Origin of the sequence: Actinomyces johnsonii (assembly GCF_006546835.1) — a bacterium.
Classification (GTDB): domain Bacteria; phylum Actinomycetota; class Actinomycetes; order Actinomycetales; family Actinomycetaceae; genus Actinomyces; species Actinomyces johnsonii.
The window spans coordinates 36,896-62,564 of record NZ_VICB01000014.1 but is presented as its reverse complement, the minus strand read 5'-3'; the positions used below and the strand labels follow the sequence as shown (position 1 = coordinate 62,564).

Below are 25,669 nucleotides of genomic sequence, written 5' to 3'. Positions count from 1 at the left end.
GTCGACTCGTTCCCCACTCTCCTCGGCGAGGCAGCAACAGAGTAGGGGCGGGGTCCCGGTCGATGGTCTCAACCACATCTTGGATGATGTGCAGATCAGTATCGCCAGCTCAGATCACCAAGCACCTGGCCTCCCAGATCCTGTTTCACGTGAAACCACCCCTCTCCCACGATCTCTCATCTGGTCAAGGAGCATCCACAGCGTTCACTGAAGACGTCACCAACGAAGTAACGAGATTCTTCAGCTTCTCTTTGCGGTGCGGTGATGGGGAGATTGGGAAGGTGCTCTTCTCATGCCCCATCCCTACACAGTCCTGCGCCCACGCATCGTTATAGAGACACCCGTCATCGTCCTGAAGAAGAGTCACATCGTCAGCAATGATGACCGCCCACTGCCGGAGTTCTTCGTTCGACCATCACATCCTGGGTACCGCCAAACCCGGCGGCACAGTTGTCCTATTCGACCTGTTTAGGAGCAGTCGTGTTTCACGTGAAACCGGAGCTCGCTACAAGCAAATCTACGTGCGCGAGCCGCGTCAGATACTGCTCGCAAGCTCTACCCCGCAGTTCGCTCTCGCTCGACGGTCGCAGACACCGCTAGGACGCTGAACGAGCATTCCCAGTATCTTGCCTCATCGCCTCAGTAATCAAGGGTGGTGAGTCTCCAGACAGGGCAAGGGTGAATGCAAACCAACCCGACGCCGATGAATTAGTCCCTCATGAGATTCACGACGCGACCCACAACGCGTGCTCGATCAGTTCAGACCCGATCATGTTTCACGTGAAACCGAATCCGATCTGCGTCCTTTCAGACCTCGATAGACGCATGACACCCTTCGACAGCATCACTCGACCGAGCGTCCGCCGGTTGCCGCATCGACTTCAAGAGAAGCCGGAGGAGAAGTGTCACGTTCCACCTCGTGCTTCGCCCTGCCGGTCAGATCATCCTGGGTGAGAGACAGAACGGTAAGTTACCGTGCCGTTGGCTCACCCCCTCCTGCCGTCAAGTCTCGAGATGAGTAGTCATCGATCAAAGCACTACCCACGTGGAATCAGGCAACTGTTGGCCGCCGTATCAAGCTCCTAGGACACCCTTTCATTTCAGGCGCTATCCACACTCTATGCGCGCCCTCGGTTTCACGTGAAACAGCTGGTTCCGGATATCACCCGTCCTCCTTCGATATCAGGTACCCCCCGGCCACTGTTCCCGCTTCGCAACAGCGTCTACAGATAGACGGCCCCTCATCGGGTGCAGCTGCGGGGCGGCGCAGTGCCTCTGACGCCGATCTGACCGCATCGATGAAGCCGATAGCAAGGGGCCCTCCTGCGTCGTTAGAAAGACGGAACTGCGGAACGTCTCATGCCCATCGTCATCCAGAACCTCTCGCTTCGTACCTTCGGTTTCACGTGAAACCAGCACTGCACTCGTCCTGTGTCAGACACTCACGGAACACACCAACGGTATGCGAGGTGCGATTGTACGAGACCCAAGACAAGCGATTCAGACATCTGCTGCAATCGACGAGCAGTTCTCAGTCACGGATTCGGACGGCCTCCTTGCAGCAGGATCGCTTCAGTCCAGCTCTCACCTTCTCTACCCTCAAGGATCATCTATTCTCCTCCCTCCCCCGGGGGAGGGTGCCAGCATCTCGACAGTGACATGATGACGAACGACATGACAGGCTCGTGGGCACCGTCGGCGTCATCAACAGGCTTTGTTCCCCAGACACTCGGGAACCGATTCTGTTGCCCAGTCCTTCTCCCGACGACGCGCGGCGAGCATCTCATTGCCGATGGACAGCCAGCGGACACTCAGCTCAGGGATGAAGCGCCACTTGGTATCCGTCCCACCAGGTCAGCCCCACGTTCCACACATTCCCGATTCTCCTCTGTTCAGTCACCTGATTCAGAAGCTGTCGGATCATGGCCATACACGCCTGTGTTTCACGTGAAACACACATCGTCGCCCACTCGACTGCAGAACAATCGCGTCCTGGTCCTCTCTCTCGATTAGCCGAAGAACGTGGGAAGCTTCCTCAGCTGCTTGTCGTCAGGCACACGATGCATCTGACTCTAGGAGTTGGCAGAGTTGGTTGAGGTGGTTGGTCGGGTTAGTAGTCTGATAGCTCGTTTGGGGCGTCTTGACAGGGATCCGGTGGTTGAGGCGATAGCGGCTCTGGCGCCTCAGTCCAGGCGACGATGGCTTCGGGTTGGGCGTGGTACATGAGTAGGGAGCAGACCCGGTAGACCACTTCAACGTGCCTCCTGCCCTTGATGGTCCTGGCGTGTGTCGGAACTGAACCACCTGAGCAGCCCCGGGAAGTCCACCCAGGCGGGGATCTCGACGGCCTTAACGGTGCGCCGCACTCGCCGCCCGTGTCCGGTGTCGACCCAGGAGGTGGACGGGACGTTCTTCCACGGCAGGGCCGTGAAAGTGCGGTGCAGGGTCTTCTGGTTGCCCAGAGGCGTGAGAAGGTAGTGACCACGCCGACCGACGATCTACTCGGCTGTGTTCACCTGGGTATGCATTGCATCGGCGGTGACCACTACCCTGTCGAGGTCTAACGGTTCGAGCAGGACCGGTAGGGAGGGGATTTCTGGTTGAACTTATTCTCCACCCGCTCCTGGGACAGCACGGCGCCGGTGGCCTGGTCCAGGGAGGACAGGAGATGAGGCGCCGATGCCTGCCCCTGGCGGGCCCCGCCCATGGTCTTGCCGTCCACCACGACCACTGTTCCTTCTTCGATGGTGCCGGTACACGTACAGAACCAGGACCTCAGGCGGCATTTACGTCTGCGGGATCCAGGTCCTGCAGGACCCTGCGGATGGTGGACTCTGAGGGCAGGGCCAGCCTCGCCTCCACCCCAGGGATTGCAGGACGGCGACGGTCAGGTCGGTGGCGTGCTCCCATGTCATCGTCCCTACGGGACCCGCGCTTCCGTCTCAGCGACATACCATCTCGGCCAAACCGATTCAGCCGCCCTCACCCACCGACCTTGCCGACCCCTGCGTCTAACTCAGAACTCTCCTATAGGGCAGAGATCTCGAGCCGGCGCACTCGTCGGTTTCACGTGAAACATCGGGCGCATCCCCCTTACGGACATGAAGCGGAGCATCAACGGGGCTGGTCTCTGATCGATAGCACGTGGGGTCGAGGCAGTACTGCCTCGACCCCACGAGTGTTCGTAAGCCTGGTACGGTCTACTCTTCGTCGAGAGACGTTCCCGGCGCCAGGGCACCGACGATGCGCGCAAGATCCTCATCACCAGCGAACTCGATGGTGATGCGCCCTTTCTTCGCCCCACGGGTGACCTTGACGCGAGTATCAAATGCATCGGAAAGCCGCGTCGAAAGCGCGGGGAGAGGAGTACTGCGGGCACGTAGAACTCTCGGCTGATCCGAGCCCGGATCCGATTCCTCATGAAGAGCAACGAGCTCCTCCGTGGCACGAACCGAAAGGCCCTCGGCCACGACTCGCTGAGCGAGGCGCTCCATCTCCGCGGCATTCGGAAGGCCAAGGAGAGCGCGGGCGTGTCCGGCTGAGATGACATTCGCAGCAAGCCTGCGCTGAACCAGCGGCGGCAGCTTCATGAGCCGCAGCGTGTTGGAAATCTGAGAACGAGACCGTGCAATCCGCTCCGACAGTTCTGCGTGGGTGCACTGGAAGTCCTCCAGCAGCTGCTGATAGGCCGCAGCCTCTTCAAGAGGATTGAGCTGAACGCGGTGCAGATTCTCCAGCAGTGCGTCCCGCAGCATATCGACGTCGTCGGTATCCCGGACCACTGCCGGGATCTTGTCCAAGCCGGCTTCCTTAGAGGCGCGCAGGCGACGCTCACCCATGATGAGCTCGTAGCGCGGATCCTCTCCCTCAGCGGTGTGGACCTCCCTCACCACGATCGGCTGGAGGAGCCCCACTTCCGCGATGGAGGCGGCAAGTTCGGAGATGTCCTCCTCATCGAATACCTGTCGAGGCTGGCGAGGGTTCGGATGGATCAGACCGACCGGAATTTCTGCAAAATGCGCGCCGGGTACCGGAACGAGATCAGGACCATCGCTTTCAGCGGCATCGAGATCATCGTGAGTAGTGGCATGCTCGTCGACACGAGCTTCTGGTCCAGCTGGCTCCGTGCCGGTTCGAACAGCCTCGGAAGGAGAGGGCTCAGACTCCTCGCTCGAGGACTGCTTCTCCGCGGTTTCACGTGAAACAGGAAGATCCTCGGAGGTATCCATGCTCTGCGAGGCAGGCTCACCACCAGCGTTATCAACCGCATCCACGTCATCGCTCGCTGACGTCTCGGTCGCCACGGGCGCTGCTTCAACGGTCTCTGATTGTGGTCGCAGCTCGTCGGCCTTCGCCTCCTCGGCAGCCTCAGAACTTCTCTGGGTCTCCTCCAATACCTTCTTCGACGAACGCTTCTGCGTCACGGCACTGGTAGACCGGCCATGCTTCGTTGACGTCCCAGCCGATGTCGCCTTTTCATCCTTCGTCTTGGAAGCACGCGTCCTACCGGCGGAATCCGCGACGGTTTCACGTGAAACGGACGTCGTCCGCTTGCTCTTCCCCGTTGTCTTGGATGATGTCGAGCGGGTCTTGGAGGCACGTTTCCGCTGAGACGGAGCCAGAAGTGCGGCAGTCAGATCGTGAGTATTTCGGCCCTCCTGTGCAGCATCAGTCTCGGGAGCAGAGTCGACGTGTACTTTCTCGCCCCCGTTGTGGGTCTCAGCTTCCCGCGACTCGGGGAAGAACACGTCCGAAGGGCGGGAAGCAGATGCCTTCTCCTTCTGCGCGTCTGGAATCAGCGCCTCCAGACCCCGTCCAAGTCCGCGCCGTTTCTGAGCCATTAGGCTTCCTCGCCTTCATTTCCGGGGGCGCCCCGTAGGGCAACCTCACGAGCCATTTTCTTATACGCAATCGCGCCGGTGGACCGGGGATCCCAGAACACCACAGGAGCGCCGAAGGAGGGGGCCTCGGCAACACGAATCGAACGCGGAACCTTAGTGTCCAGCGTCGCGTTAGGGAAATAGGAACGAACTTCGGACTCCACTTCACGAGCCAGAGTGGTACGCCCATCGAACATAGTCAGCACGATCATCGAAACACCCAGACCCGGATTGTGAATGCGAGCGATCCGATCGATGGAGCGTGTCAGCAGAGCCAGTCCCTCGAGGGCGTAGTACTCGGCCTGCATCGGAATGAGAACCTCGTCAGCGGCAACGAAGGCATTGATCGTCATAATGCCGAGACTCGGCGGGCAGTCAATGATGACGTAGTCAAGAGGGTCCTGTCCGTCGGTTTCACGTGAAACCAGGTAGTCCACCAGTGCGCGCCGCAGCCTTGACTCCCGCTCCGCAGTGGAAATCAGTTCGATCTCCACGGCGGCCACGTCGATCGTTGCAGGAACGCACCACAGCGTCTCGCAGAATCGGGTCTTGGCCACCACATCCTTGATGGCCATCCCATCGACGAGCACGTCGTATATGGATGCCTTGTCATCATCGTGCTCTACCCCCAGCGCCGTCGAGGCATTGCCCTGTGAGTCGGCATCGATGACGAGCACATGCAACCCTCCCTCGGCCAGAGCCGCGGCGAGATTGACGGCCGTCGATGTCTTTCCGACGCCGCCTTTCTGGTTTGCGACCGCAACGACGCGGGTTCGCTCGGGATGTGGGAACTCTCCACCCGCTACCTCGTCAAGGGCGAGGTGCTCGGCCTGGAGCTGATCGAAGATAGACGATCCGGACAAACCTGCTTCTCCTCGGACGACAACCCAACGGCCCGAGCCAGTCGGGCAGTTACGAGTCTACGCGAGCAGGTCGATCCTTACGCGTTACACGAACGCGCGCCGTATCTCACCGGTTCTTCGGGCGGCGAATCTCAACAACGGCAGTAGTTTCGTCACCGGCAGTAACGATCTCATGAATCACAGCAACTGATAACTTTGCCTTTTTAATCACATATTTGGCATCATCAACTTCAGCCTGTGCCCGCATTCCCTTCAGAGCGAGCAACGCGCCCCCCGGTCGCAGCAGCGGCGCCGTCAGTCTGACGAGCTTGGACAGGTTCGCGACCGCCCGAGCCGTGACCACGTCATAGCGGTCTTTAATCTCCTCGGCCCGCGCACGCCGAATGGTCACGTTGTCCAGGCCCAGCTCCTCCACGACGTCGGACAGCCACTGGGTGCGGCGCTCCATCGTCTCGATGAGCGTCACATCGAGGTCGGGTCGCAGCAGGGCGACGACGACGCCAGGAAAGCCGGCCCCGGAGCCGACGTCGGCCACGCTTCCACGAGCCGGCAGGAAGGGGACGACGGCGGCCGAGTTGATGATGTGCCGGCTCCACAAACGGGGAAGCTCACGCGGCCCCACGAGGCCGCGCAGCTCGCCCTCCTCAGCGAGCATCTGCGCGAAGTGCTCCGCCGCCGCGAAGGAGACCCCGAAGATCTCCCGCATCTCCGGCGTCGGCTCCTCCACCTGCGCCCGCTGTTCCCCGGTCATGCTCAGGCCTGCTCGACAGCCGGCTCGTCTCCGGCTTCCTCGGTCTGGTCGCCGTCGTTGATGTCATCACCATCCTGGTCATCCATCTCATCGGCCGGCAGGACCACCACGTACCGGTGCGGTTCGGCGCCCTCGGACTCGGAGACCAGTCCGGCGGCGGCGACGACGTCGTGGCACACCTTGCGTTCGAAGGGGTTCATCGGCTCCAGGCTGACGGGCTCGCCCGAGGTGAGCACCTTGGTGACCGCCTCCTGAGCAACCTTGGTGAGCTCGATCCGACGATCGGCCCGGTAACCATTGATGTCGAGCATGAGTCGGGACCGGTTGCCGGTACGGGCCTGAACCGCGAGACGGGTCAGCTCCTGAACGGCCTCGAGGACTTCGCCGTCGCGCCCCACGAGATCGGCGAGTTCGCGCTCGTCGCCCTCCTCAGAGGCGACCACGGCGATCGAGGCACGCCCGTGGTCGACATCGATGTCGATGTCACCGCCCAGATCTGCGATGTCGAGGAGCTCCTCGAGATAGTCGGCACCGATCTCACCCTCCTCCTCAAGGCGCGAGACGGTACTACTCACAGGGTTGCCTGCGCTGTGGTGGGAGGAGTCGTTGCTGTGCTGCTCACTCATGTTGTCATCCGTATCTGTGATGGGAACCGGGTTGTCTCGCCGCTGAGCAAGTCTCAACGGTTGCGCTTCTTCTTCGCCTGAGCCTTGCGTCGGGCTGCCGCCTCGCGACGTTGACGGGCGCGGCGCTCGTAACGACGTCGAGCGATCTCCTCGTCGCTGAGGCCATGACTCTTGGACGATGCCGAGTCTTCGGAATCAGTCACCTCATCGGTTGCATCCTGCTCGACGTCGGGGCGGGCATCGCTGTTCTGACCGCCGGACTTCTTCTGCCGGTTCTTACGTACCGGCTGCACCCGCTGTCCGCCGGTGCGTCCCTCAGCCTCGGCTTTGGCGGCCGCCTCGGCTCGTTCCTCCTCCTCCAGGGAGGGCAGGCCCTTGCGCGCCCGCTTGGCGTTAACCCGGGCGCGGTACCTCTTCTCGGCCTCGCTGCCGGGCGCGGGCATGTTGCGGATGGTGAAGAACTGCTGCCCCATGGTCCACAAGTTGGAAACGACCCAGTAGACGAGCACACCGATCTGGAAGTTGACGCCGGAGACGGCGAAGATCACCGGCATCACGTACATCATCATCCGCTGGGAACGGATCATGGGGTTGTCAGAGTTGAGGGACTCCGTCGACATGTTCTTCATCGACAGCTGCGCCATGGTGTACCACTGCGTCACCGACATGATGATGATCATGGCGACCGTAACGATCTTGACCTGGGTGACGGAGCTGTTCATGAAGGACGAGGACAGGCTGGCGCCGAAGACGCTGGAGGCCTGGACCTGCTTGGCCAGCTCCATCGTGAGCGGGCCGATGGAGGGACGCCCGTAGTTGCCGGTAGCAACCGCCCCCAGGGAGGCCAGGACCCGGAACAGGGCGAAGAAGATGGGCATCTGCACCAGCAGCGGCAGGCAGGAGGCCATGGGGTTGGTCCCGTGCTTGCGGTAGAGCGCCATCATCTCTTCGTTCATGCGCTGGCGCGATTCGGGGTCCTTCTTGCCCTTGTACTTGGCCTGAAGCGCCTGCATCTCCGGCTGGAGGAGCTGCATCCCGCGCGAGGCCCGGATCTGCTTGACGAACAGCGGCATGATGAGCAGCCGCACCACGATCGTCAGACCGATGATGGACAGCACCCAGGCGACACCCGGTCCGTCGGGGAACCCGATGAGGACCAGGGCCTTGTGGATCGTGACCATGACCCAGGCCACAGCCACCTTGAGGGGCCATAGCAACGTGTCCATCCGTACTCCTTGTATGAGGGTTCTCGTGCGAGAGCGGTATCAGTGTGGGCTCAGGGTCTGAGCCGGCATCATGTCCATCGGTTCATCAGGACCGGTCAGGGTTCTTCGACCGTGAACCTCGGAACGTCGCGGGGATGGTGGTAGCGCCAGCGCCCCTTGTCCGGGACATGATCGACTCCACCCGGGGTCAGCGGATTGCACCGCAAAAGACGCCACACGCTCAGCAGCGTGCCCTTGACCGGACCGTGCACCTCCACCGCCGTGACGGCGTAGGCCGAGCAGGTGGGGTAGTAACGGCACGACGCCGGCAGAGCAGGCGATATGAAACGCTGATAAAAACGCACCGGTGCCAGAAAGACTCGTATCATCCATCCACTCATCGCTCGCTCATCACCGCATTCAATCGGCTCGCCGCTGCCGCTCTTGGGCCCGACGCTCACGGCACCGGTTCAGAAGCCGATCCAGGTCCTTCCCCAGAGTGCCGCTGTCGGCGCCGTCGGCGCCGGCCAGCCCGCGCACAACGATGCGGGCCCCCGGTTCGAGCGCACCAACCCGCTGAGCCATGAGGGCTCTCACACGGCGCTTGACACGGTTGCGGTGAGTCGCCAACGGGATCTGCTTCTTGGGCACGACGACGCCGACGAGAGCCGGGGAATCATCCCCTCTCCCGCCGGCGTGGTAGTGCACGACCAGTCTGCGGTTCCCGCAGCGCGTACCCCGACGGATCGCGGTGGTGAAGTCCTCACCCCGCGCTAACCGGTGCGCCGCGCCGAGCACCTCAGGCGGCGAGGCGAGCGCGACCCTTGCGGCGCCGCGAAGCGAGAACAGCGCGACCCGCGCGGGTGGACATGCGCTTACGGAAGCCGTGCACCTTGGCACGATGACGGTTGTTCGGCTGGTAGGTCCGCTTGCTCACGGGCTTAACTCCTGCTTGAGGTGATCGGAACAGTGCATCGCGAGGCTCGCGGCACTGTCGCTCGTCCGGCTGCCCCATGGTTCGGGACCTGACTCCGCACGAACGTCTGCAACAGCCTACGTTTGGCCCTCTTGCCGGTCAAACGGATGTGGCCGACTGTGACCGATGACGTTATCCGCGCTTATCCACAGGAGATCCACAAGAGAGGGCTCGCGGCATCCACCGCTGTGGGAAGTCGGCCGTCCACAAGCTTGCGGATATGTGGATAACTCACTGAGCTGTGTGCATCTTCTCAGTAGGCCCGTAAATCGCTAAACATTCGTCATTCGGCGGGCTCGTGCCACACGATCGAGATCGAACAACCCTAACATTCCCAGCATTTATCCTGAATGACGCCTGTGAGTCATTACTCTCTGTGTCCCCAGGTGTGGACAAGGCTGTGGAGAGACAGCATGATGGGACGCCCAATCGAGACCACCCGGTTCGCCGGGGCCGCACGTCCCAGTCATGGTCGGTGCAGTGCCCTGGCCGACACCGGTCGGGTTGCGATCACGGGAAATACCAACCATGCCGATCAGGAGTCCGTCGTGCCCGACGCCGCCAACACCAAATGGCTCTCCGCCCTCGAGGTGCTCTCCAGCTCCGGAGAGCTGGGCCAGGGCAAGATGTCCATGATTCGCATGACCCATCTCATCGATGTCGACGGCACCCTCGTCCTCGTCGTCGGATCGGCCTTTGCCAAGGACATCGTCGAGCAGGCACGCGGCCCGATCAGTGCCGCCGTCACCCAGGTCTGGGGACGCCCCATGCCCATCGAGGTCACGGTCGACACCTCCTCGGAGGTCTCGAGAACCCCGATGCCGCCCGTGACCCCCGAGCCCGTCAACCTGACCACGGCGTCACCATCACCATCGCCGTCGGGAGTGTCACCCGTGTCAGCCCCGCCCGCAGCGCCCGGCACCGCTAGCGCAGCCGCACCCGCCTACGGCGAACAGATCGGGGACCCGTCAACCTATCCGGCATCATCAGCACCTTCGCCGGCACCCCGTTCCCAGGCCTCCGCGGCATCGGCACCCTCACCGACATCAGGCTCCCTGCCGTCCATGTCAGGATTCTCCGGCGCCTACAGTCCCGGGGTGATCGGCCCCCAGAGTCCTACCGGACTGCTCACGCCGACGGCGGCCAACGACGTCTCCCAGCTCAACCCGCGCTACACCTTCGACACCTACGTCACCGGCTCGTCCAACCGGTTCGCCCATGCCACGGCCCTGGCCGTCGCCGAGGCTCCGGCCCGCGCCTACAACCCCCTGTTCATCTACGGAGGCTCAGGCCTGGGCAAGACCCACCTCCTGCACGCCATCGGCCACTACTCCCAGACGCTCAACCCGGGAATCCGCGTCAAGTACGTCAATTCAGAGGTCTTCGTCTCCGACTTCATCGCCTGCGTGCGCGACGGCAATCAGGACGACGGTCGCATGGAGGGGTTCAAGCGACGCTACCGCGAGGTCGATATTCTCCTGGTGGATGACATCCAGTTCCTCCAGGGCAAGGAGTCCACCCTCGAGGAGTTCTTCCACACTTTCAACTCCCTGCACTCCTCGGGCAAGCAGGTCGTTCTCACCTCCGACCAGCCCCCCAAGGCACTGGGCGGACTCGACGAGCGCCTGCGCTCGCGCTTCGAGTGGGGCCTGCTGGCCGACGTCCAGCCCCCGGATCTGGAGACCCGCATCGCGATCCTCTCCCGCAAGGGCACTGCCGAGGGCCTCGATCTGCCCTTCGACGTCCTGGAGTACATCGCCTCGCGCATCACCACCAACATCCGAGAGCTCGAGGGCGCACTCATCCGCGTGACGGCCTTCGCCTCGCTCAACAAGCAGCCCGTCGACCAGACCCTGGCCGAGATGGTCCTCAAAGACATCATCTCCGACCCCGAAGGCCAGGAGATCACCACTTCCCTCATCATGGCGCAGACCGCCGACTACTTCGGTATCACCATCGACGACCTGTGCTCGGCCAACCGCTCGCGCACCATGGTCTCGGCCCGCCATATCGCCATGTACCTGTGCCGCGAACTCACCGACCTCTCCCTGCCCAAGATCGGCCGGGAGTTCGGCGGGCGCGACCACACCACGGTCATGAGCGCCGACAAGAAGATCCGCACCCTCATGGCAGAACGGCGCTCCACCTTCAACCAGGTCACCGAACTGACCAGCCGCATCAAGCAGGCCGCCCAGTCACCCGCCTAACCCGACGACGTCCCACCTCAACGACGGTTGTGGAGGGCGCTGAGGACGGCAGGTGGAGGAGCGAGCGTGTCGCTGTGGAGGCACGGCACCCTCACTGTGGAATGACATTGATGTCATTTGCTCTCTCCACCGCTACCCCGTCGCGCTCACCAGAACCGCCCACGTATGCCTCCCCAGGACGATCGGCGTCGCCACGCGGAAAGATCCGGTTATCCACATCATCCACACGTGCTACTACACCTACAAACCAGGATGACAGAACATGCGATTCACGATCGGCCAACGAGGTCGGCCCGGGCCCCGAACCTTCGCCATTCAGGGAGACTCATGGGATGAACGTGGATGATCGCTGGTGACAGGAGCGATTGGTACGGTCTACCGTCTACACTCTCGACCCAGGACTGCGCTCCGAACGACGCGGCTCCTGCCGACTACCCGCCGGCGACCCGCTGGCATGCATGTACCTTGTTCGGCTCAGTAGTGCCAAGACGCACCGCCGACCGACCTACCACGATGACGGAGGCACTTACCGTGAAGCTCAGGGTTGACCGAGACATCCTCGCCGAGGCCGTCACCTGGACCGCGCGGTCCGTGCCCGCCCGCCCGCCGGTACCGGTGCTGGCCGGAGTCAGGCTGGAGGCCAAGGGCTCCAGCCTGGTTCTTGCCTCCTTCGACTACGAGGTCTCGGCGCACTGCGAGGTTGCCGCCGACGTGGAGCAGGACGGTAGCGTCCTCGTCTCCGGACGACTTCTGGCCGATATAGCCAAGGCCCTGCCGAACAAACCTGTCGATCTGGAGGTTGAGGGCACCAAGGTGGCCGTCTCCTGCGGCTCGGCCCGCTTCTCCCTGGCCGCCATGGCGGCCGACGACTACCCGGCGCTGCCCGTCATGCCCGCCGTGGCCGGTACGATCGACGCCCATGACCTGGCCCGCGCCGTCGCCCAGGTCTCCATCGCGGCCTCCCGCGATGACACCCTGCCCCTGCTCACCAGCGTCCAGATAGAGGTCGAGGGCAATTCCCTGGTTCTCATGGCCACCGACCGCTACCGTCTGGCCATGCGGGAGCTGACCTGGTCACCCGCCAACACCGAGCTGTCCACCACGGCGCTTCTCAAGGCCCGTACCCTGTCCGACGTCGCCAAGTCCCTAACCTCCTCGGGCGACGTGACCGTGGCCCTGAGCAGCGAATCGGCCGCCTCCAGTCTCATCGGCTTCGAAGCCGGCGGGAGGCGCACCACCTCCCTGCTCACCGACGGCGACTATCCGCCGGTACGCCGCCTGTTCCCGGAGTCGACCTCGATCCACGCCACGGTGGGCACCGACGAGCTCATGGCGGCGGTGCGCCGCGTCAGCCTCGTCGCCGACCGCTCCACCCCCATCCACATGGCCTTCACACAGGGCAACCTGGAGCTCGACGCCGGGCAGAGCGACGACGCCCAGGCCACCGAGCAGCTCGTAGCCCACCTCGAGGGGGACGACATCTCCACCGCCTTCAATCCCGGCTATCTCCTCGATGGCCTGGGCGCACTCAACCAGCCCTACGTCCGGCTCGACTTCACCCACGCCTCCAAGCCCGCAGTACTCACGGGTATGGACTCCATCGGCGGTACCGAGGACTCCACCTTCCGCTACCTGCTCATGCCGATCCGCTTCGGAGCCTGAGACACGACGGTGCATGTACGTCTCTGACCTCTCCCTGGACGACTTCCGCTCCTACCGCAATCTCATCCTGTCCCTCGAGCCCGGCCCCAGTGCCTTCGTGGGCTCCAACGGGCAGGGCAAGACCAATCTGGTCGAGGCGATCGTCTACCTGGCGACGCTCTCCTCCCATCGGATCGGAGCGGACACCGCCCTGGTGCGCCGGGCGGCGCCCGGTCAGAGTCAGCCCCCCGGCGCCGTCATCCGGGCCCGAACCATCCACGGCGACAGACCCAGCGTCCTGGAGATCGAGATCATCGCCGGGAAGGCGAACCGCGCTCGTCTTAACCGGGGCGGCTGTCGGCCCCGCGACCTGCTCGGGGTCCTGCGCGCCGTCGTCTTCGCCCCCGAGGATCTTTCCTTGGTGCGCAATGAGCCTGGCGTGCGTCGAGGATTCCTCGACGAACTGATGGTCACCCTGCGCCCGGGCCTGGCAGGGGTGCGCAACGAGCACGACAAGATCCTCGCCCAGCGCGCCAGCCTCCTGAAGTCCGCTCGCGCCGCCCGCTCATCGACCGCCTCCATGCTCTCCACCCTGGAGGTCTGGGACGGTCAGCTCGCCGTAGCGGCGGCAAGACTCATCGCCGCCCGAGTCGACGTCGTACGACGTCTGCGCCCCTGGGTGGTTTCCGCCTACGAGGCCGTCTCTGGCGCCTCCGGGCAGCAACCCCATGCGCAGATCGCCTACCGCTCGAGCCTGCTGATGCACGAGGGGGCACCGGAGCCCGATCCTCATGATGAAGCGGCCTGGCTCGCCGGTGAGGAGGCGCTCCTCGACGAGTCCGCCGTTGCCGAGCGTCTGGAGAGCGCCATGGGCGAGCTTCACGCCCGGGAGATCGACCGCGGCGCGAACCTCATCGGGGCGCACCGCGACGACCTCTCCTTGTTCCTCTCCGGTCTGCCCGCCCGCGGATTCGCCTCCCACGGCGAACAGTGGTCCCTGGCCCTCGCACTGCGCCTGGCCTCCTACGACATGCTGCGCACCGACGTCGATGCCTATGGCGGCGACGGAGAACCGGTGCTCATCCTGGACGACGTCTTCGCCTCCCTCGACGAGCAGCGCCGCCGCGCCCTGGCCCAGCTGGTCGTCGGCGCCCAACAGGTCCTGCTGACCGCCGCCGTCGACGATGACATCCCCGCCGAGCTCGCCGGCGTCCGGTATCGCGTGGCCGATGGCGAGGTCTCCCGTGGCTGAGAGTTCCCGTCCCATCGGTGACGCGCCGGCCGGCGGTAACGGTCAGGCCAGCAGCGCCGCTGATCGCGCAGATGACCGCGCAGATGACACTGCCGGTGTTGGCCCGCTTCCCGACGTCCTGGCCCAGCGTGCCCTGACCCGCCAGCGAGCCCGGGCCTGGGAGAAGGGGGACAGTCGGATCCCGGCCCGCAGGCTGCGAGAACCGGTCCGCCGCGGTCGCACCGAGATCGGCGGAGGCCCGCAGGACTCTGCGGAGGCCGCGGCGCCCTGGGACCGGCGTCGGGAGCTGGCCCGGGCGCTCGGATTGGATCCGGATGACCCGGCTGACCGCGGCCCCGGTCTGGCGCGCGGTCGCGACCGGCCCGGCCCCACCCCGTTCGACCCCCGCACCGGACGGCGTGAGCTGCGCCGCATGGTGGCCGACAACGGCTGGGCTGGAAAGCTCGCGGTGGCAGGTGTCGTCGCCAGATGGCAGAGCATCGTGGGCGACCAGATCGCCGAGCACTGCACGATCGAAGCCTTCGAGGCCGGACGCATCACCCTGCGCGCCTCGTCCTCGAGCTGGGCCCAGCAGCTCCGGCTCCTCCAGCCCACCATCGAGGCAAGGATCGTCGAGGCCCTGCGCTCGGGGCCCGGCGGACGCCAGGCCGGAGGCATCAGCACGGGCGAAGGCGTGGAGCTGCGGATCCTGGGACCAGCCGGACCCTCCTGGAAACGGCGCGGCGTCGGCCTGCGCGGTGCCCGCGGTCCGCGTGATACGTACGGCTGAGACGGCGGGCGGTAACATGACCACCAGAGCTCCGGCAGTCATCGAAGAATGAGGGATCAGGCGACTCGGTGACCCGCGTGAGACAGAGGTGACCACGGGCACGCTCCCAGCTGCCCCCAGCGCAGCGGGTCGAGAGCCTTTCTACGCTAGAATGCGGTGAAACCGCCCAAGGTGCGCCCAGGACCGTCCTGATGTACCCACCTACGTGCGCGCACGATCCTCCTCAGGATCGTCGTGTGAAGGGGCCGGACGGAGACATCGGACCACTGAGGTCCCGATGCGCACAGATTGAGGAGCAACTGACACGTGTCTGACCAGGACGCCACTGTGAATCATGATTATGGAGCCTCGGACATCACTGTCCTCGAAGGGCTCGAAGCGGTCAGGAAGCGCCCCGGCATGTACATCGGTTCCACCGGTGAGCGCGGGCTGCACCACCTCGTCTACGAGGTCGTCGACAACTCCGTCGACGAGGCCCTGGCTGGCTACTGCGACCACATCAAGGTCACCATTCTGGCCGACGGCGGCGTGCGCGTCAGCGACAACGGCCGTGGCATCCCGGTTGACGAGCACCCCACCGAGCACAGGCCCACCGTCGAGGTCGTCATGACGATCCTGCACGCTGGAGGCAAGTTTGGCGGTGGCGGGTATGCGGTCTCCGGCGGTTTGCACGGCGTGGGCATCTCCGTGGTCAATGCCCTGTCGACCCGGGTGGACACCGAGGTCCACCGGCAGGGATTCGTATGGCGCATGTCCTTCGCCGACGGCGGTCGCCCCATCACCGAGCTCATCAAGGGCGAGGCGACGGACGCTACCGGCACCACCCAGACCTTCTACCCGGACCCGAGCATCTTCGAGACGGTTGACTTCGACTACGAGACGCTGCGCCGTCGCTTCCAGCAGATGGCCTTCCTCAACAAGGGCCTGCGCATCACCCTGACCGACGAGCGCGTCGGCGTCCAGGACGCCGGCGATGAGATCACCGGTGACGACTCCGCCCCGGACGCCCCCGAGGTCGGCTTCCGCACCGACTCCTACTGCTACGAGCACGGCCTGCGCGACTACGTCGCCTTCCTCAACAAGTCCAAGAAGGCCGAACTCATCCACCCCGAGATCATCGATTTCGAGGCCGAGCAGACCCTGGGCGAGACCCACTCCATCAGCCTCGAGATCGCCATGCAGTGGACCAACTCCTACTCCGAGTCGGTCCACACCTATGCCAACACGATCAATACCACCGAGGGTGGCACCCACGAGGAGGGCTTCCGCACGGCACTGACCACACTGGTCAACAAGTACGCCCGGGACAAGGGCCTGCTCAAGGAACGCGACGACAACCTCACCGGCGACGACATCCGCGAAGGCCTGACCGCCGTCATCTCGGTCAAGCTCTCCGAGCCCCAGTTCGAGGGCCAGACCAAGACCAAGCTGGGCAACACCGAGGCCCGCACCTTCGTTCAGCAGACGGTCTACGGGCAGCTCGGCGACTGGCTGGACTCCCACCCGACCGATGCCCGTGCCATCATCACCAAGGCCTCCCAGGCCGCCGCCGCGCGCATGGCCGCTCGCAAGGCCCGTGAGGCCACGCGCCGCAAGGGTGTTCTGGAATCCGCCTCCATGCCCGGCAAGCTGCGCGACTGCTCCTCGAAAATCGCCGAGGAGTCGGAGATCTTCATCGTCGAGGGCGACTCGGCCGGCGGCTCCGCCGTCGGCGGCCGGGACCCCGAGCACCAGGCGATCATGCCGATCCGCGGCAAGATCCTCAATGTGGAGAAGGCGCGCCTGGACCGGGCCCTGTCCTCCGACACGATCCGCAGCCTCATCACCGCCTTCGGCACCGGCATCGGCGAGGACTTCGACATCACCAAGCTGCGCTACGGCAAGATCGTCATCATGGCCGACGCCGACGTCGACGGCCAGCACATCGCCACCCTGCTGCTGACGCTCCTGTTCCGCTACATGCGCCCACTCATCGAGCACGGCCACACCTACATCGCCATGCCGCCGCTGTACCGGCTCAAGTGGTCCAACGCCGAGCACGAGTTCGCCTACTCCGACGCCGAGCGCGACAAGCTGCTAGCCGCCGGCCAGGACAAGGGCCGCCGCCTGCCCAAGGATGGTGGGATCCAGCGCTACAAGGGTCTGGGCGAGATGAACGACCACGAGCTGTGGGAGACCACCATGGACCCCTCGACTCGCATCCTCAAGAAGGTCACGCTCGACGAGGCGGCCGACGCCGACGAGACCTTCGCGATCCTCATGGGCGACGACGTCGAACAGCGGCGCTCCTTCATCCAGCGCAACGCCTCCGACGTCCGCTTCCTGGACATCTGAGCGGTACCGGGCCGCACGTGAACCGCCGGCCTACTTCCGGCGACATCCTCTGAACACGAAGGAATCCTGTGAGCGACGAAGTTGAAGAGATCATCGGCGACGAGGGAGCGACCAACGTTGCCGCTCCCGAGCGCATTCAGCCGGTCGACCTCCAGATGGAGATGCAGCGCTCCTACCTCGACTACGCGATGAGCGTCATCGTGGGCCGGGCCCTGCCGGACGTGCGCGACGGGCTCAAGCCGGTCCACCGCCGCGTCCTGTACGCCATGTACGACGGCGGCTACCGCCCCACCGCCTCCTTCTCCAAGTCCTCCCGCGTCGTTGGCGACGTCATGGGCACTTACCACCCCCACGGCGACAGCGCCATCTACGACGCCCTGGCCCGTCTGGTCCAGTGGTGGTCGCTGCGCTATCCGCTGGTCGCCGGCCAGGGGAACTTCGGCACTCCGGGAAACCTGGGACCCGCCGCCCCCCGCTATACCGAGTGCAAGATGGCGCCCCTGGCCATGGAGATGCTCCGGGACATTGACGAGGATAGCGTCGACTTCCAGGACAACTACGACGGACGCAACCAGGAGCCGGTCATCCTGCCGGCCCGGTTCCCCAACCTCCTGGTCAACGGTTCCGAGGGCATCGCCGTCGGCATGGCCACCCGTATCCCACCGCACAATCTGCGTGAGATCGCCCGCGGCGCCCAGTGGTACCTCGAGCACCCCGACGCTTCGCGCGAGGAGCTGCTCGACGCCCTCATCGAGCGGATCCCCGGACCCGACTTCCCCACCGGCGCCACGATCCTGGGCCGCCGGGGCATCGAGGACGCCTACCGCACCGGGCGTGGCTCCATCACCCAGCGCGCGGTGGTCAACGTCGAGGAGATCCAGGGGCGCCAGTGCCTCGTGGTCACCGAGCTTCCCTACCAGGTCAACCCCGACAACCTGGCCGACAAGATCGCCCAACTGGTGCGCGACGGCCAGGTGACCGGCATCGCCGACATCCGCGACGAGACCTCCGGGCGCACCGGCCAGAGGCTCGTCATTGTCCTCAAGCGCGACGCCGTGGCCAAGGTGGTCCTCAACAACCTCTACAAGCGCACCCAGCTCCAGGACAACTTCCCGGCCAACATGCTCGCCCTGGTCGACGGGGTACCGCGCACGCTGAGCCTGGACGGGTTCGTGCGCCACTGGGTCAGCCATCAGATCGACGTCATCGTGCGCCGCTCGCGCTTCCGCCTGCGCAAGGCCGAGGAGCGCCTCCACATCCTCGAGGGCCTGCTCAAGGCGATCGACGCCCTCGATGCCGTCATCGCTCTCATCAGGCGCTCACCCACCACCGAAGAGGCCCGCACCGGCCTCATGGGTCTGCTGGACGTCGACGAGGCCCAAGCCGAGGCGATCCTCTCCCTCCAGCTGCGCCGTCTGGCCGCCCTGGAGCGCCTCAAGATCCAGGAGGAGTCCGAGGAGCTGCGCGCCCGGGTCAAGGACCTGCGCGAGATCATCGCCTCCCCGGAGCGCCAGCGGGGCATCGTCTCCGACGAGCTCGCCGAGATCGTTGAGAAGTACGGGGACGAGCGCCGCACCCGGATCGTGCCTTTCGACGGCGAGATGAGTATGGAGGACCTCATCCCCGAGGAGGACGTGGTCGTCACCATCACCCGCTCCGGTTACGCCAAGCGCACCCGTACCGATTCCTACCGCTCCCAGCACCGCGGTGGCAAGGGAATCCGCGGTGCCACGCTGCGTGAGGACGACGTCGTCGACCACTTCTTCGTCACGACGACGCACCGCTGGCTGCTGTTCTTCACCAATTACGGCCGTGTCTACCGGGCCAAGGGCTACGAGCTACCCGAGGGCGGCCGAGACTCCAAGGGCCAGCACGTGGCCAATCTCCTGGCCTTCCAGCCCGGCGAGGAGATCGCCCAGGTCATGGAGCTCCAGGACTACGACCAGGCCGACTTCCTGGTCCTGGCCACCCGACGCGGCCTGGTGAAGAAGACGCGCCTGAGCGAATACAACTCCAACCGCTCAGGCGGCGTCATCGCCATCAACCTGCGCCAGGACGAGGACGGCAACTACGACGAGCTCGTCTCCGCCAGGCTCCTGAGCACCGGCCAGGACCTCCTCCTGGTCTCCCACGCCGGACAGTCGCTGCGCTTCCACGCCGACGACGACACCCTGCGTCCCACGGGCCGGGCCACCAGCGGCGTGACCGGTATGCGGTTCCGGCCGGACGACTACCTTCTGGCCATGGACGTCGTCGACCCCTCCTGGCAGGACGCCGACCTGTTCGTCGTCACCGAGGGTGGCTACGCCAAGCGCACCAACGTCGTCGACTACCCGGTCAAGGGTCGCGGGGGCCTGGGTGTCAAGGTCGCCAACCTCGTCGAGGCGCGCGGCAACCTCGTGGGCGCTCTGGTGACTGACTCCGGCGATGAGGTCCTGTGCATCATGGCTTCGGGCAAGGTGGTGCGATCCGCCGTCAGCGAGGTCTCGCGCACGGGGCGCGCCACCCAGGGCGTGACCTTCGCCAAGCCCGACGCCGGAGACCGCATCATCGCGGTGGCCCGCAACACCGAGCGGGATATGGAGGAGGCGGTCGATGCCGCCGATACCGGCCCGAGCGCCGACTCCGCCAATGAGGCTCCGACTGATGCTGCACCGGAAGGTGAGACTGATGACTCTCCTGCGGACTCAGTACCTGACGCGGTAGCGTTGGAAGACAACGAGAGTGAGGTCGAAGCATGAGCCAGCCGGTTTCCATGTCCCCCGACGGCGGGCAGTCCGCAGGTGCCGCATCCATCGTGGGTGGCGCGGATGCCTCGGGCGGCAAGAGTAAGAAGAGCAAGAAGACCATCGCCGGGCCGCGACGCGTGCGGCTGGCCCTGACTCGGGTGGACCCCTGGTCGGTGATGAAGGCGAGCTTCTTGCTCAGCTTCGCGGGCGGCATCATGCTCATCGTCGCCACGGCCGTTGTGTGGTTCATGCTGGACGCTATGCACGTCTTCTCCACCATCGAGGACCTGGTCAAGACGGTGGCCGGCGAGCGCTCCAACACCTTCTCCGCGATCGTGGCCTACCTGGAGCTGCCACGGGCGCTGGCCGTCTCCACAATCATTGCCGTGGTCGATATGGTGCTTGTGACGGCATTGACTACGCTCGGCGCTTTTCTTTACAACATCACCGCCACCCTTGTTGGTGGGATCCATCTCACGCTTGCGGACGAGTGATCGGATTTGGTCTCCCGTAGCCGGGTAGGTTAATCTCTTCCGGTCGCACGGGCCTATAGCTCAGTCGGTTAGAGCGCATCCCTGATAAGGATGAGGTCGCTGGTTCGAGTCCAGCTAGGCCCACCGTCCGCGGTGAGACGATGAGGAGGTTTCATGAGGAACCGTACATTCGTATCAGCCGCGGTCTTTTTGTTCCTGGCTGCCACCGGTTATGCCGCGTGGCTCAGGTTCGAGGCGGCCCGAATGGAGCGGGCCGCATGGGCTGAGGTCACCGATCCCGTCGACTGAGAATAGACGTGATCGACTGATCATTCCCTCAGGGGCCATGGCGCAATTGGTAGCGCACCTGCTTTGCAAGCAGGGGGTTACGGGTTCGAGTCCCGTTGGCTCCACCATCTACTTCTTCATATTCTCGGCTCCCCGAGGCGATCCATGATGATCCGTTTCGGGGAGTATTTTTGGCTCCGTCGGATCCGAAGAAAAATCGGGACGGGGAAGCCGACGACCCGCAACGGCGTCGGCAATCGTGAAGGCCTCCTCCAGTGTCGGCGTATGTCCCAGGTAGTTGTGCCGGTACAGGCCGGCTCCGATCATCATGTCCACGCTCGTCTCCGCGTCCGGTCCCTTCCAGGAGGTCTGCTCAATGGCGCGCCGAACGGCGTTGATCGCAGCGTCGCGCAGAGGGCTGATAACGCGTTCTCGGTAGAGATGAGCAGTCTCGGGGCGGTTGACGAGCTCGAAGGCCAGCTGCGGCAGGGTGCCGGCCAGAGGCGAGCTGATGAGCAGGGTGTGTGTACGGACGACGATCTGGGATAGGTCAATCAGCGGGTCGTCACTGATGACAGCTCCCCGTTCCCCCAGGGCATCGTCAACGGCGGCAACAGCAAGATCCGTTAGAGAGGGCCATCGCCGGTAGATCGTCGATTTCGGGACTCCGGCACTGCGAGCGACGTCGTCGACCCGCAGGCCCCGAAACCCCTTTTGGGCGAGCAAAGACGTCGTGGCCTGAAGAATCCGCTGGTCGACGGCGGTGTCTCGGGGACGTCCACCGCGTCCACCCGGGCGGTCCTCTCCGGAAGGATCACTCATCTGCACTTCTCCTTGCGATGCTGACGGGAAGTCTGGCAGAGCCGGCATGGACGCGCTACTGTTAGTTACGCAACTATTAGTATCGAAACCGGAGGTGATGACATGGACTCCGTCTCACTGGCGACTGGAGGCCTGTTCTTCTCATGGCTGGCCCACGATCTCGAGGAACTGGCGACGATGCCCGGCTGGACCCACCCGGCCTTGGACAAGATTCCCTTCCTGCCCGACGATATTCGGCGTAACGGCTGCTCGCGCGAGCATGTTTACCTGGGAATCGGTCTGATGGGCGGCCTCATGGCGGCCGCCTCGATCGACGGCTACCGCACGCGCGGGCGTTCGTTCCTCTATCAGGCCGTGCTCTACGGCTACGGCATGCACACCTTCAGCCACCTGGCCACGGCGGCCCTCGCCCGGCGCTACACCCCAGGGTCGGCGACGGCGCTGCCGATCGTCCTGCCCTTCTGGATCTTCGCGAAGCGGACACTGCGCGCCCACGGGGTCGAGGTGCGATCTTATCCATGGGTCATTCCCGCCTTCCCGGTCGTTGTCGGCAGTGTCCTCGGAAGCACGTACATGGTGACCAGAAGGTCGTCGAGAAATAGAAGGACATCGTCATGAAGGAAAGTAACCTTGACTGAATGACAAGTCTCCTTTATACTTGGATGTGAGCCGGACCGGCAATGTCATCCGGTCACTCTCGATGTCACCATTGGCGGAAGGCAGTCATGCTCGGTGATCGTAAGGCGGTTGTCTCCTACTCCATCCGATTTGGCATCGGCGCCGTTCTCTACTCCGTCGGCGTTTTTGTTGGATTGAGGTGGGCGCGATCTCTGGGAGAAAGTCCCTGGCGCTTCGTCGTCGTACTGCTTCCCATGATTGGCGTCGCCGTCTGCACGTGGGCCATGATGAGAATATCGCGGGAAACAGATGAGATGCAGGCGAGAAAAGTGCTGGAAGCGCTCGTCATCTCCGCCGCGGGCACGGTCATTGCCAGTATGGCTTACGGATTCATGGAGGAAGTGGGAGCACCTCATATCAGCCTCATGTGGGTAACCGTTGTGTGGGCCTTCTTCTTCGGTGTTGGAATGCTGTGGTCAACCTGGCGGTACCGGTGAGGAATGATCTCAAGGTGCTGCGCGCCCAGCGCAGTTGGACCCAGGCCCGGCTCGCCGAGGAGCTAGGGGTCTCCCGTCAGACGGTCAACGCCTTGGAAGCCGGTCGCTACGACCCCTCCCTGCCCCTGGCCTTCGCCATCGCGCGTGTTTTCGGCCTGACCATCGAGGAGATCTTCTTCCCTGACGACGACGCAACTTAAGATAACCACCGTGAGCCGCATCGTTGACATTCCGCCCCCGAGGCGGGGGCGTCGTGAGCTCGCCGAGGATACCAGGGTGCGCCTCGGTCTGCACATCAAGGCGGCGGAGCAGGCCATGATGGCTGCCAAGACCGAGGCTCTGCGGAGCTTCGGCATCACGGTGGCCCAGTACGCCGCCATGCTCTCCCTGTACTACGTACCCGAGCAGTCCTCGGCCCAGCTGGCCAGGGCCGCCGCGGTCACCCCGCAGACGATGGCGACTGTCATCGCCAAGCTGGAGCAGAAGCGCCTCGTCACCCGCCACCCCTCCTCCGACCATGCCAAAGTTCTCATTGCCTCACTGACCCCCGAAGGCGAGACCCTGGTTCTGCATGCCGATGAGAGTGCGCGGCGCATCGAGCGGTGCATGGCGGAGGCGTTCTCCGCGAAGGAGCGCGAGCAGCTCACCGAGATGCTTGAGCGGGTCACCGCCGTCCTGCGGGACGACCTCAGCGCCGAGTAGCGGCCAGCAGGTAGCGGGATCCTCGGCCCCGGATCCGTAACGATCATGCGAGTGAGGCGGGGCATCACATCTTCTCAACCTTTGGATGTGTCGCTGCGTCTGGGCTGCGGATGGGGTTGGCAACGCCGGGTTCTCAGGCCTGACTCATGACGCTTAGTGTGCCGGGGGTGGGGTGCTCAGGGCGGTGAGGATGTCGTTGGCGGTGTCGGTCAGACGTGGTGCGGCTGCGAGGTGGTGGCCGTTGAGGTTGATGGTGACCTCCTGCAGGCCGCGTAGCTCGCGCACGATCCTGGCGATGCTGATACCGGTGGCCTCCTGGAGGTAGCGGGCGACGGCCAGGGCGGCCATGACCACGGCCAGGGCGGCCATGACCACGGTCAGGTGGGCCCAGGTGGCGTCATGGGTGTGGTGGAAGACCGGGCGGGCTCTCAGGTCGTGCTTGCTCATCCGGAAGGACTGCCCGGGCGTGCCACAGCTCGTGATACGAAGAGACGACCTCACCGGCGCCCATCAGGCGGGACGGGATGTTGGTGACGTAGCCCTTGAGGCCCACCAGGGACCGGGCTCTGGCGATGGAGGCCTCATCAAGGACCTGATCGCCTTGATGGACGGTGACAAAACGCGTGCCCTTAGGATGCTTCTCGCCGGCGATGACAGCCCGGGCGCGGTTGGCCTGAGCTGTGAGGGTCTGGTTGTCCCTGGCGGCGCGCTTCTTGGAGTAGACCCATACCGCTCTCCATGAGCCTGGATGGGTGTGCGGGTCCCACACCGGCTCACGACGACTGCTAATGTCGCGCTGGCTCCTGGAGCCCCTCCTGGGGGTGATGGTGTCGATCAGCTGCCCATCGGTGAAGGCGTCCCCGTGCCAGTGGAAGTGGGCCTCCAGGTCGCCTGGGGCCCGGGTGGTGCGGGCCCCGGGCGATGAACCGCAGCCTCGCCTCATCCAGGGCCGTCAGGTTGGCGGCCGAGAGCATGCCGGCGTCAGCGACGATGATGAGGTCCTCGATGCCGTGGGCGGCCTGGAAGGCCTCCGCGATGGGGATGATCGTGGTGGTCTCAGCCTTGTTGCCCTCCCAGCAGCCGACCTGGAGAGGAAAACCATGACGGTCGACCAGCAGGCCCACGATGATCTGGGGGTCGACCCTCCTCTCCTTGGAGTAACCGACCTTGCGCAGGTCGTCCTCACGCTCGGCCTCGAAGTAGAGGGTGGTCACGCCTGCAGGCACAGGGCCAGGCCCCCACTGGCGGTGACGTGCTCGAACAGAGCCCCAGACAGGCTCTCGCGGTAGCCTCGCTCCTGGGCTCGGGCCAGGGAGCGGAACAAGGTCCTGGTGCTGACCGGCTCCAGGCCCAGGTCACCCAGGACGCGGGGGACCTGGGCCTTAGAGGTCGGCTCGATCAGACGCGCCAGAACCATCTGCTCAAAGGCCCGATCACCCCCAGTGGCGTTCCTCAGCCCCAGACGGGTGTAGACCCCGTGCAGGACCTACCACAACAACCTGGAGTGCTTGGAGGCCACCACCGCATCAGTGCCGACCGGGGCTGAGGCCGTGAGGAGTCCCGAAACCGCCGGTGGCGTGGGAGTCAGGTCCAGGGCCAGCTGGTCCGGGGCAATGCGGTGCCGGCCGATCTCCATCAGAGCAGCCAGCTCGGCCTCAGTGTGGGCCGATCCCAGGTGCTCGATCACCTTGTCCCGGCGCCCTTCCTTGACCGCGATCTGCACCGCCGTCGCCCCTGAGGCTGTCTTGACCTTACGCACAAACGGGCTCACCACCCCCACCCTACCGGCCCCTTAGTGTGCCAGCACACCCCCAACACCACGGAATACCAACGAAAAACCCACCTCAAAACCCAGACCCCACCAAACTGTCACGAGTCAGGTCAGGGAATTGGCACGGTGATGTCCAAATCGGTGACAAAGGACCGAAGACCTCCGTTTCGTACGAAAGAGAACCTTGGAATCATGCGGTTTCACTCCGTCTCGACGGCGACGGTCCACGCCTTTGTCACCGATTTGGACATTCCTGGTCCTGTGA

22 protein-coding genes, 2 tRNA genes and 1 pseudogene are annotated in these 25,669 nt (G+C 64.4%); 14 read left to right on the top strand and 11 right to left on the bottom strand.

Annotated elements, in window-relative coordinates:
* Positions 1-2,560: 2,560 nt before the first annotated feature.
* The 9 genes from FK256_RS14440 to rpmH form a co-directional block, all read right to left on the bottom strand.
* Entirely contained in the window at positions 2,561-2,725 is a 165-nt protein-coding gene (locus FK256_RS14440) for a hypothetical protein (protein WP_211343564.1), read from the bottom strand.
* Positions 2,726-3,200: 475 nt separating this feature from the next.
* The gene (locus tag FK256_RS10085; RefSeq protein ID WP_141424667.1) at positions 3,201-4,841 is read right to left on the bottom strand and encodes a ParB/RepB/Spo0J family partition protein; all 1,641 of its coding nucleotides are present in this window, start codon (positions 4,839-4,841) and stop codon (positions 3,201-3,203) included.
* Positions 4,841-5,743 (bottom strand): ParA family protein, encoded by a 903-nt coding sequence (locus FK256_RS10080; protein WP_009232703.1) that lies wholly within the window; start codon positions 5,741-5,743, stop codon positions 4,841-4,843. Before FK256_RS10080 ends, FK256_RS10085 begins: the two co-directional genes overlap by 1 nt.
* A gap of 106 nt (positions 5,744-5,849) precedes the next feature.
* Entirely contained in the window at positions 5,850-6,494 is a 645-nt protein-coding gene (gene rsmG / locus FK256_RS10075) for a 16S rRNA (guanine(527)-N(7))-methyltransferase RsmG (protein WP_009232704.1), read from the bottom strand.
* Positions 6,495-6,496: 2 nt separating this feature from the next.
* Positions 6,497-7,120, bottom strand: a complete 624-nt coding sequence (locus tag FK256_RS10070) for a Jag family protein (protein WP_021605008.1) — start codon at positions 7,118-7,120, stop codon at positions 6,497-6,499.
* A gap of 53 nt (positions 7,121-7,173) precedes the next feature.
* Positions 7,174-8,346 carry a membrane protein insertase YidC gene (gene yidC, locus FK256_RS10065; protein WP_141424666.1) on the bottom strand — a complete coding sequence of 391 codons (1,173 nt, stop codon included), beginning with the start codon at positions 8,344-8,346 and terminating at the stop codon, positions 7,174-7,176.
* A gap of 95 nt (positions 8,347-8,441) precedes the next feature.
* Positions 8,442-8,726: a membrane protein insertion efficiency factor YidD gene (gene yidD / locus FK256_RS10060; protein WP_082462991.1), complete on the bottom strand. Its 285-nt coding sequence runs from the start codon at positions 8,724-8,726 to the stop codon at positions 8,442-8,444.
* 19 nt (positions 8,727-8,745) lie between these two features.
* Positions 8,746-9,123, bottom strand: a complete 378-nt coding sequence (gene rnpA / locus FK256_RS10055) for a ribonuclease P protein component (protein ID WP_141424665.1) — start codon at positions 9,121-9,123, stop codon at positions 8,746-8,748.
* A 1-nt stretch (position 9,124) separates the two neighbouring features.
* Complete coding sequence (gene rpmH / locus FK256_RS10050) at positions 9,125-9,262, bottom strand: 50S ribosomal protein L34 (protein ID WP_009232709.1); 138 nt, start codon at positions 9,260-9,262, stop codon at positions 9,125-9,127.
* 587 nt (positions 9,263-9,849) lie between these two features.
* On the opposite strand from rpmH, the gene dnaA reads away from it, so the two are divergent.
* The 10 genes from dnaA (at position 9,850) to FK256_RS10005 (ending at position 21,122) form a co-directional block, all read left to right on the top strand.
* Positions 9,850-11,508 carry a chromosomal replication initiator protein DnaA gene (gene dnaA / locus FK256_RS10045; RefSeq protein WP_141424714.1) on the top strand — a complete coding sequence of 553 codons (1,659 nt, stop codon included), beginning with the start codon at positions 9,850-9,852 and terminating at the stop codon, positions 11,506-11,508.
* A 531-nt stretch (positions 11,509-12,039) separates the two neighbouring features.
* Complete coding sequence (dnaN, locus tag FK256_RS10040) at positions 12,040-13,170, top strand: DNA polymerase III subunit beta (RefSeq protein ID WP_039892584.1); 1,131 nt, start codon at positions 12,040-12,042, stop codon at positions 13,168-13,170.
* A 13-nt stretch (positions 13,171-13,183) separates the two neighbouring features.
* On the top strand, positions 13,184-14,401 hold the full coding sequence (recF, locus tag FK256_RS10035; protein WP_141424664.1) for a DNA replication/repair protein RecF: 1,218 nt from the start codon (positions 13,184-13,186) through the stop codon (positions 14,399-14,401).
* Complete coding sequence (locus FK256_RS10030) at positions 14,394-15,170, top strand: DciA family protein (protein ID WP_244936344.1); 777 nt, start codon at positions 14,394-14,396, stop codon at positions 15,168-15,170. The genes recF and FK256_RS10030 overlap by 8 nt, the downstream gene beginning before the upstream one ends.
* 306 nt (positions 15,171-15,476) lie before the next feature.
* Positions 15,477-17,504, top strand: a complete 2,028-nt coding sequence (gene gyrB, locus FK256_RS10025; protein WP_021604995.1) for a DNA topoisomerase (ATP-hydrolyzing) subunit B — start codon at positions 15,477-15,479, stop codon at positions 17,502-17,504.
* A 68-nt stretch (positions 17,505-17,572) separates the two neighbouring features.
* Complete coding sequence (gene gyrA, locus FK256_RS10020; protein WP_141424663.1) at positions 17,573-20,245, top strand: DNA gyrase subunit A; 2,673 nt, start codon at positions 17,573-17,575, stop codon at positions 20,243-20,245.
* Positions 20,242-20,727, top strand: a complete 486-nt coding sequence (locus FK256_RS10015; RefSeq protein ID WP_009232717.1) for a DUF3566 domain-containing protein — start codon at positions 20,242-20,244, stop codon at positions 20,725-20,727. Before gyrA ends, FK256_RS10015 begins: the two co-directional genes overlap by 4 nt.
* Positions 20,728-20,776: 49 nt before the next feature.
* Positions 20,777-20,850 (top strand) — tRNA-Ile (locus FK256_RS10010).
* A gap of 30 nt (positions 20,851-20,880) precedes the next feature.
* The gene (locus FK256_RS14435) at positions 20,881-21,015 is read left to right on the top strand and encodes a DLW-39 family protein (protein ID WP_009232718.1); all 135 of its coding nucleotides are present in this window, start codon (positions 20,881-20,883) and stop codon (positions 21,013-21,015) included.
* A gap of 31 nt (positions 21,016-21,046) precedes the next feature.
* A tRNA-Ala gene (locus FK256_RS10005) sits at positions 21,047-21,122 on the top strand.
* Between the two features lies 1 nt (position 21,123).
* Here FK256_RS10005 and FK256_RS10000 read toward each other — a convergent pair.
* The gene (locus tag FK256_RS10000; RefSeq protein WP_141424662.1) at positions 21,124-21,816 is read right to left on the bottom strand and encodes a TetR/AcrR family transcriptional regulator; all 693 of its coding nucleotides are present in this window, start codon (positions 21,814-21,816) and stop codon (positions 21,124-21,126) included.
* 102 nt (positions 21,817-21,918) lie between these two features.
* On the opposite strand from FK256_RS10000, the gene FK256_RS09995 reads away from it, so the two are divergent.
* The 4 genes from FK256_RS09995 (at position 21,919) to FK256_RS09980 (ending at position 23,633) form a co-directional block, all read left to right on the top strand.
* Positions 21,919-22,434, top strand: coding sequence for an HXXEE domain-containing protein (locus FK256_RS09995; RefSeq protein WP_021604992.1), 516 nt, complete (start codon positions 21,919-21,921; stop codon positions 22,432-22,434).
* Positions 22,435-22,541: 107 nt separating this feature from the next.
* The gene (locus FK256_RS09990) at positions 22,542-22,931 is read left to right on the top strand and encodes a hypothetical protein (RefSeq protein ID WP_141424661.1); all 390 of its coding nucleotides are present in this window, start codon (positions 22,542-22,544) and stop codon (positions 22,929-22,931) included.
* The gene (locus tag FK256_RS09985) at positions 22,928-23,131 is read left to right on the top strand and encodes a helix-turn-helix transcriptional regulator (protein ID WP_076252405.1); all 204 of its coding nucleotides are present in this window, start codon (positions 22,928-22,930) and stop codon (positions 23,129-23,131) included. Before FK256_RS09990 ends, FK256_RS09985 begins: the two co-directional genes overlap by 4 nt.
* A gap of 1 nt (position 23,132) precedes the next feature.
* Complete coding sequence (locus FK256_RS09980; protein ID WP_141424660.1) at positions 23,133-23,633, top strand: MarR family winged helix-turn-helix transcriptional regulator; 501 nt, start codon at positions 23,133-23,135, stop codon at positions 23,631-23,633.
* Positions 23,634-23,786: 153 nt separating this feature from the next.
* Here the strand turns inward: FK256_RS09980 and FK256_RS14885 are convergent.
* A pseudogene (locus FK256_RS14885) lies at positions 23,787-25,404 on the bottom strand (IS1634 family transposase).
* Positions 25,405-25,669 lie beyond the last annotated feature (265 nt).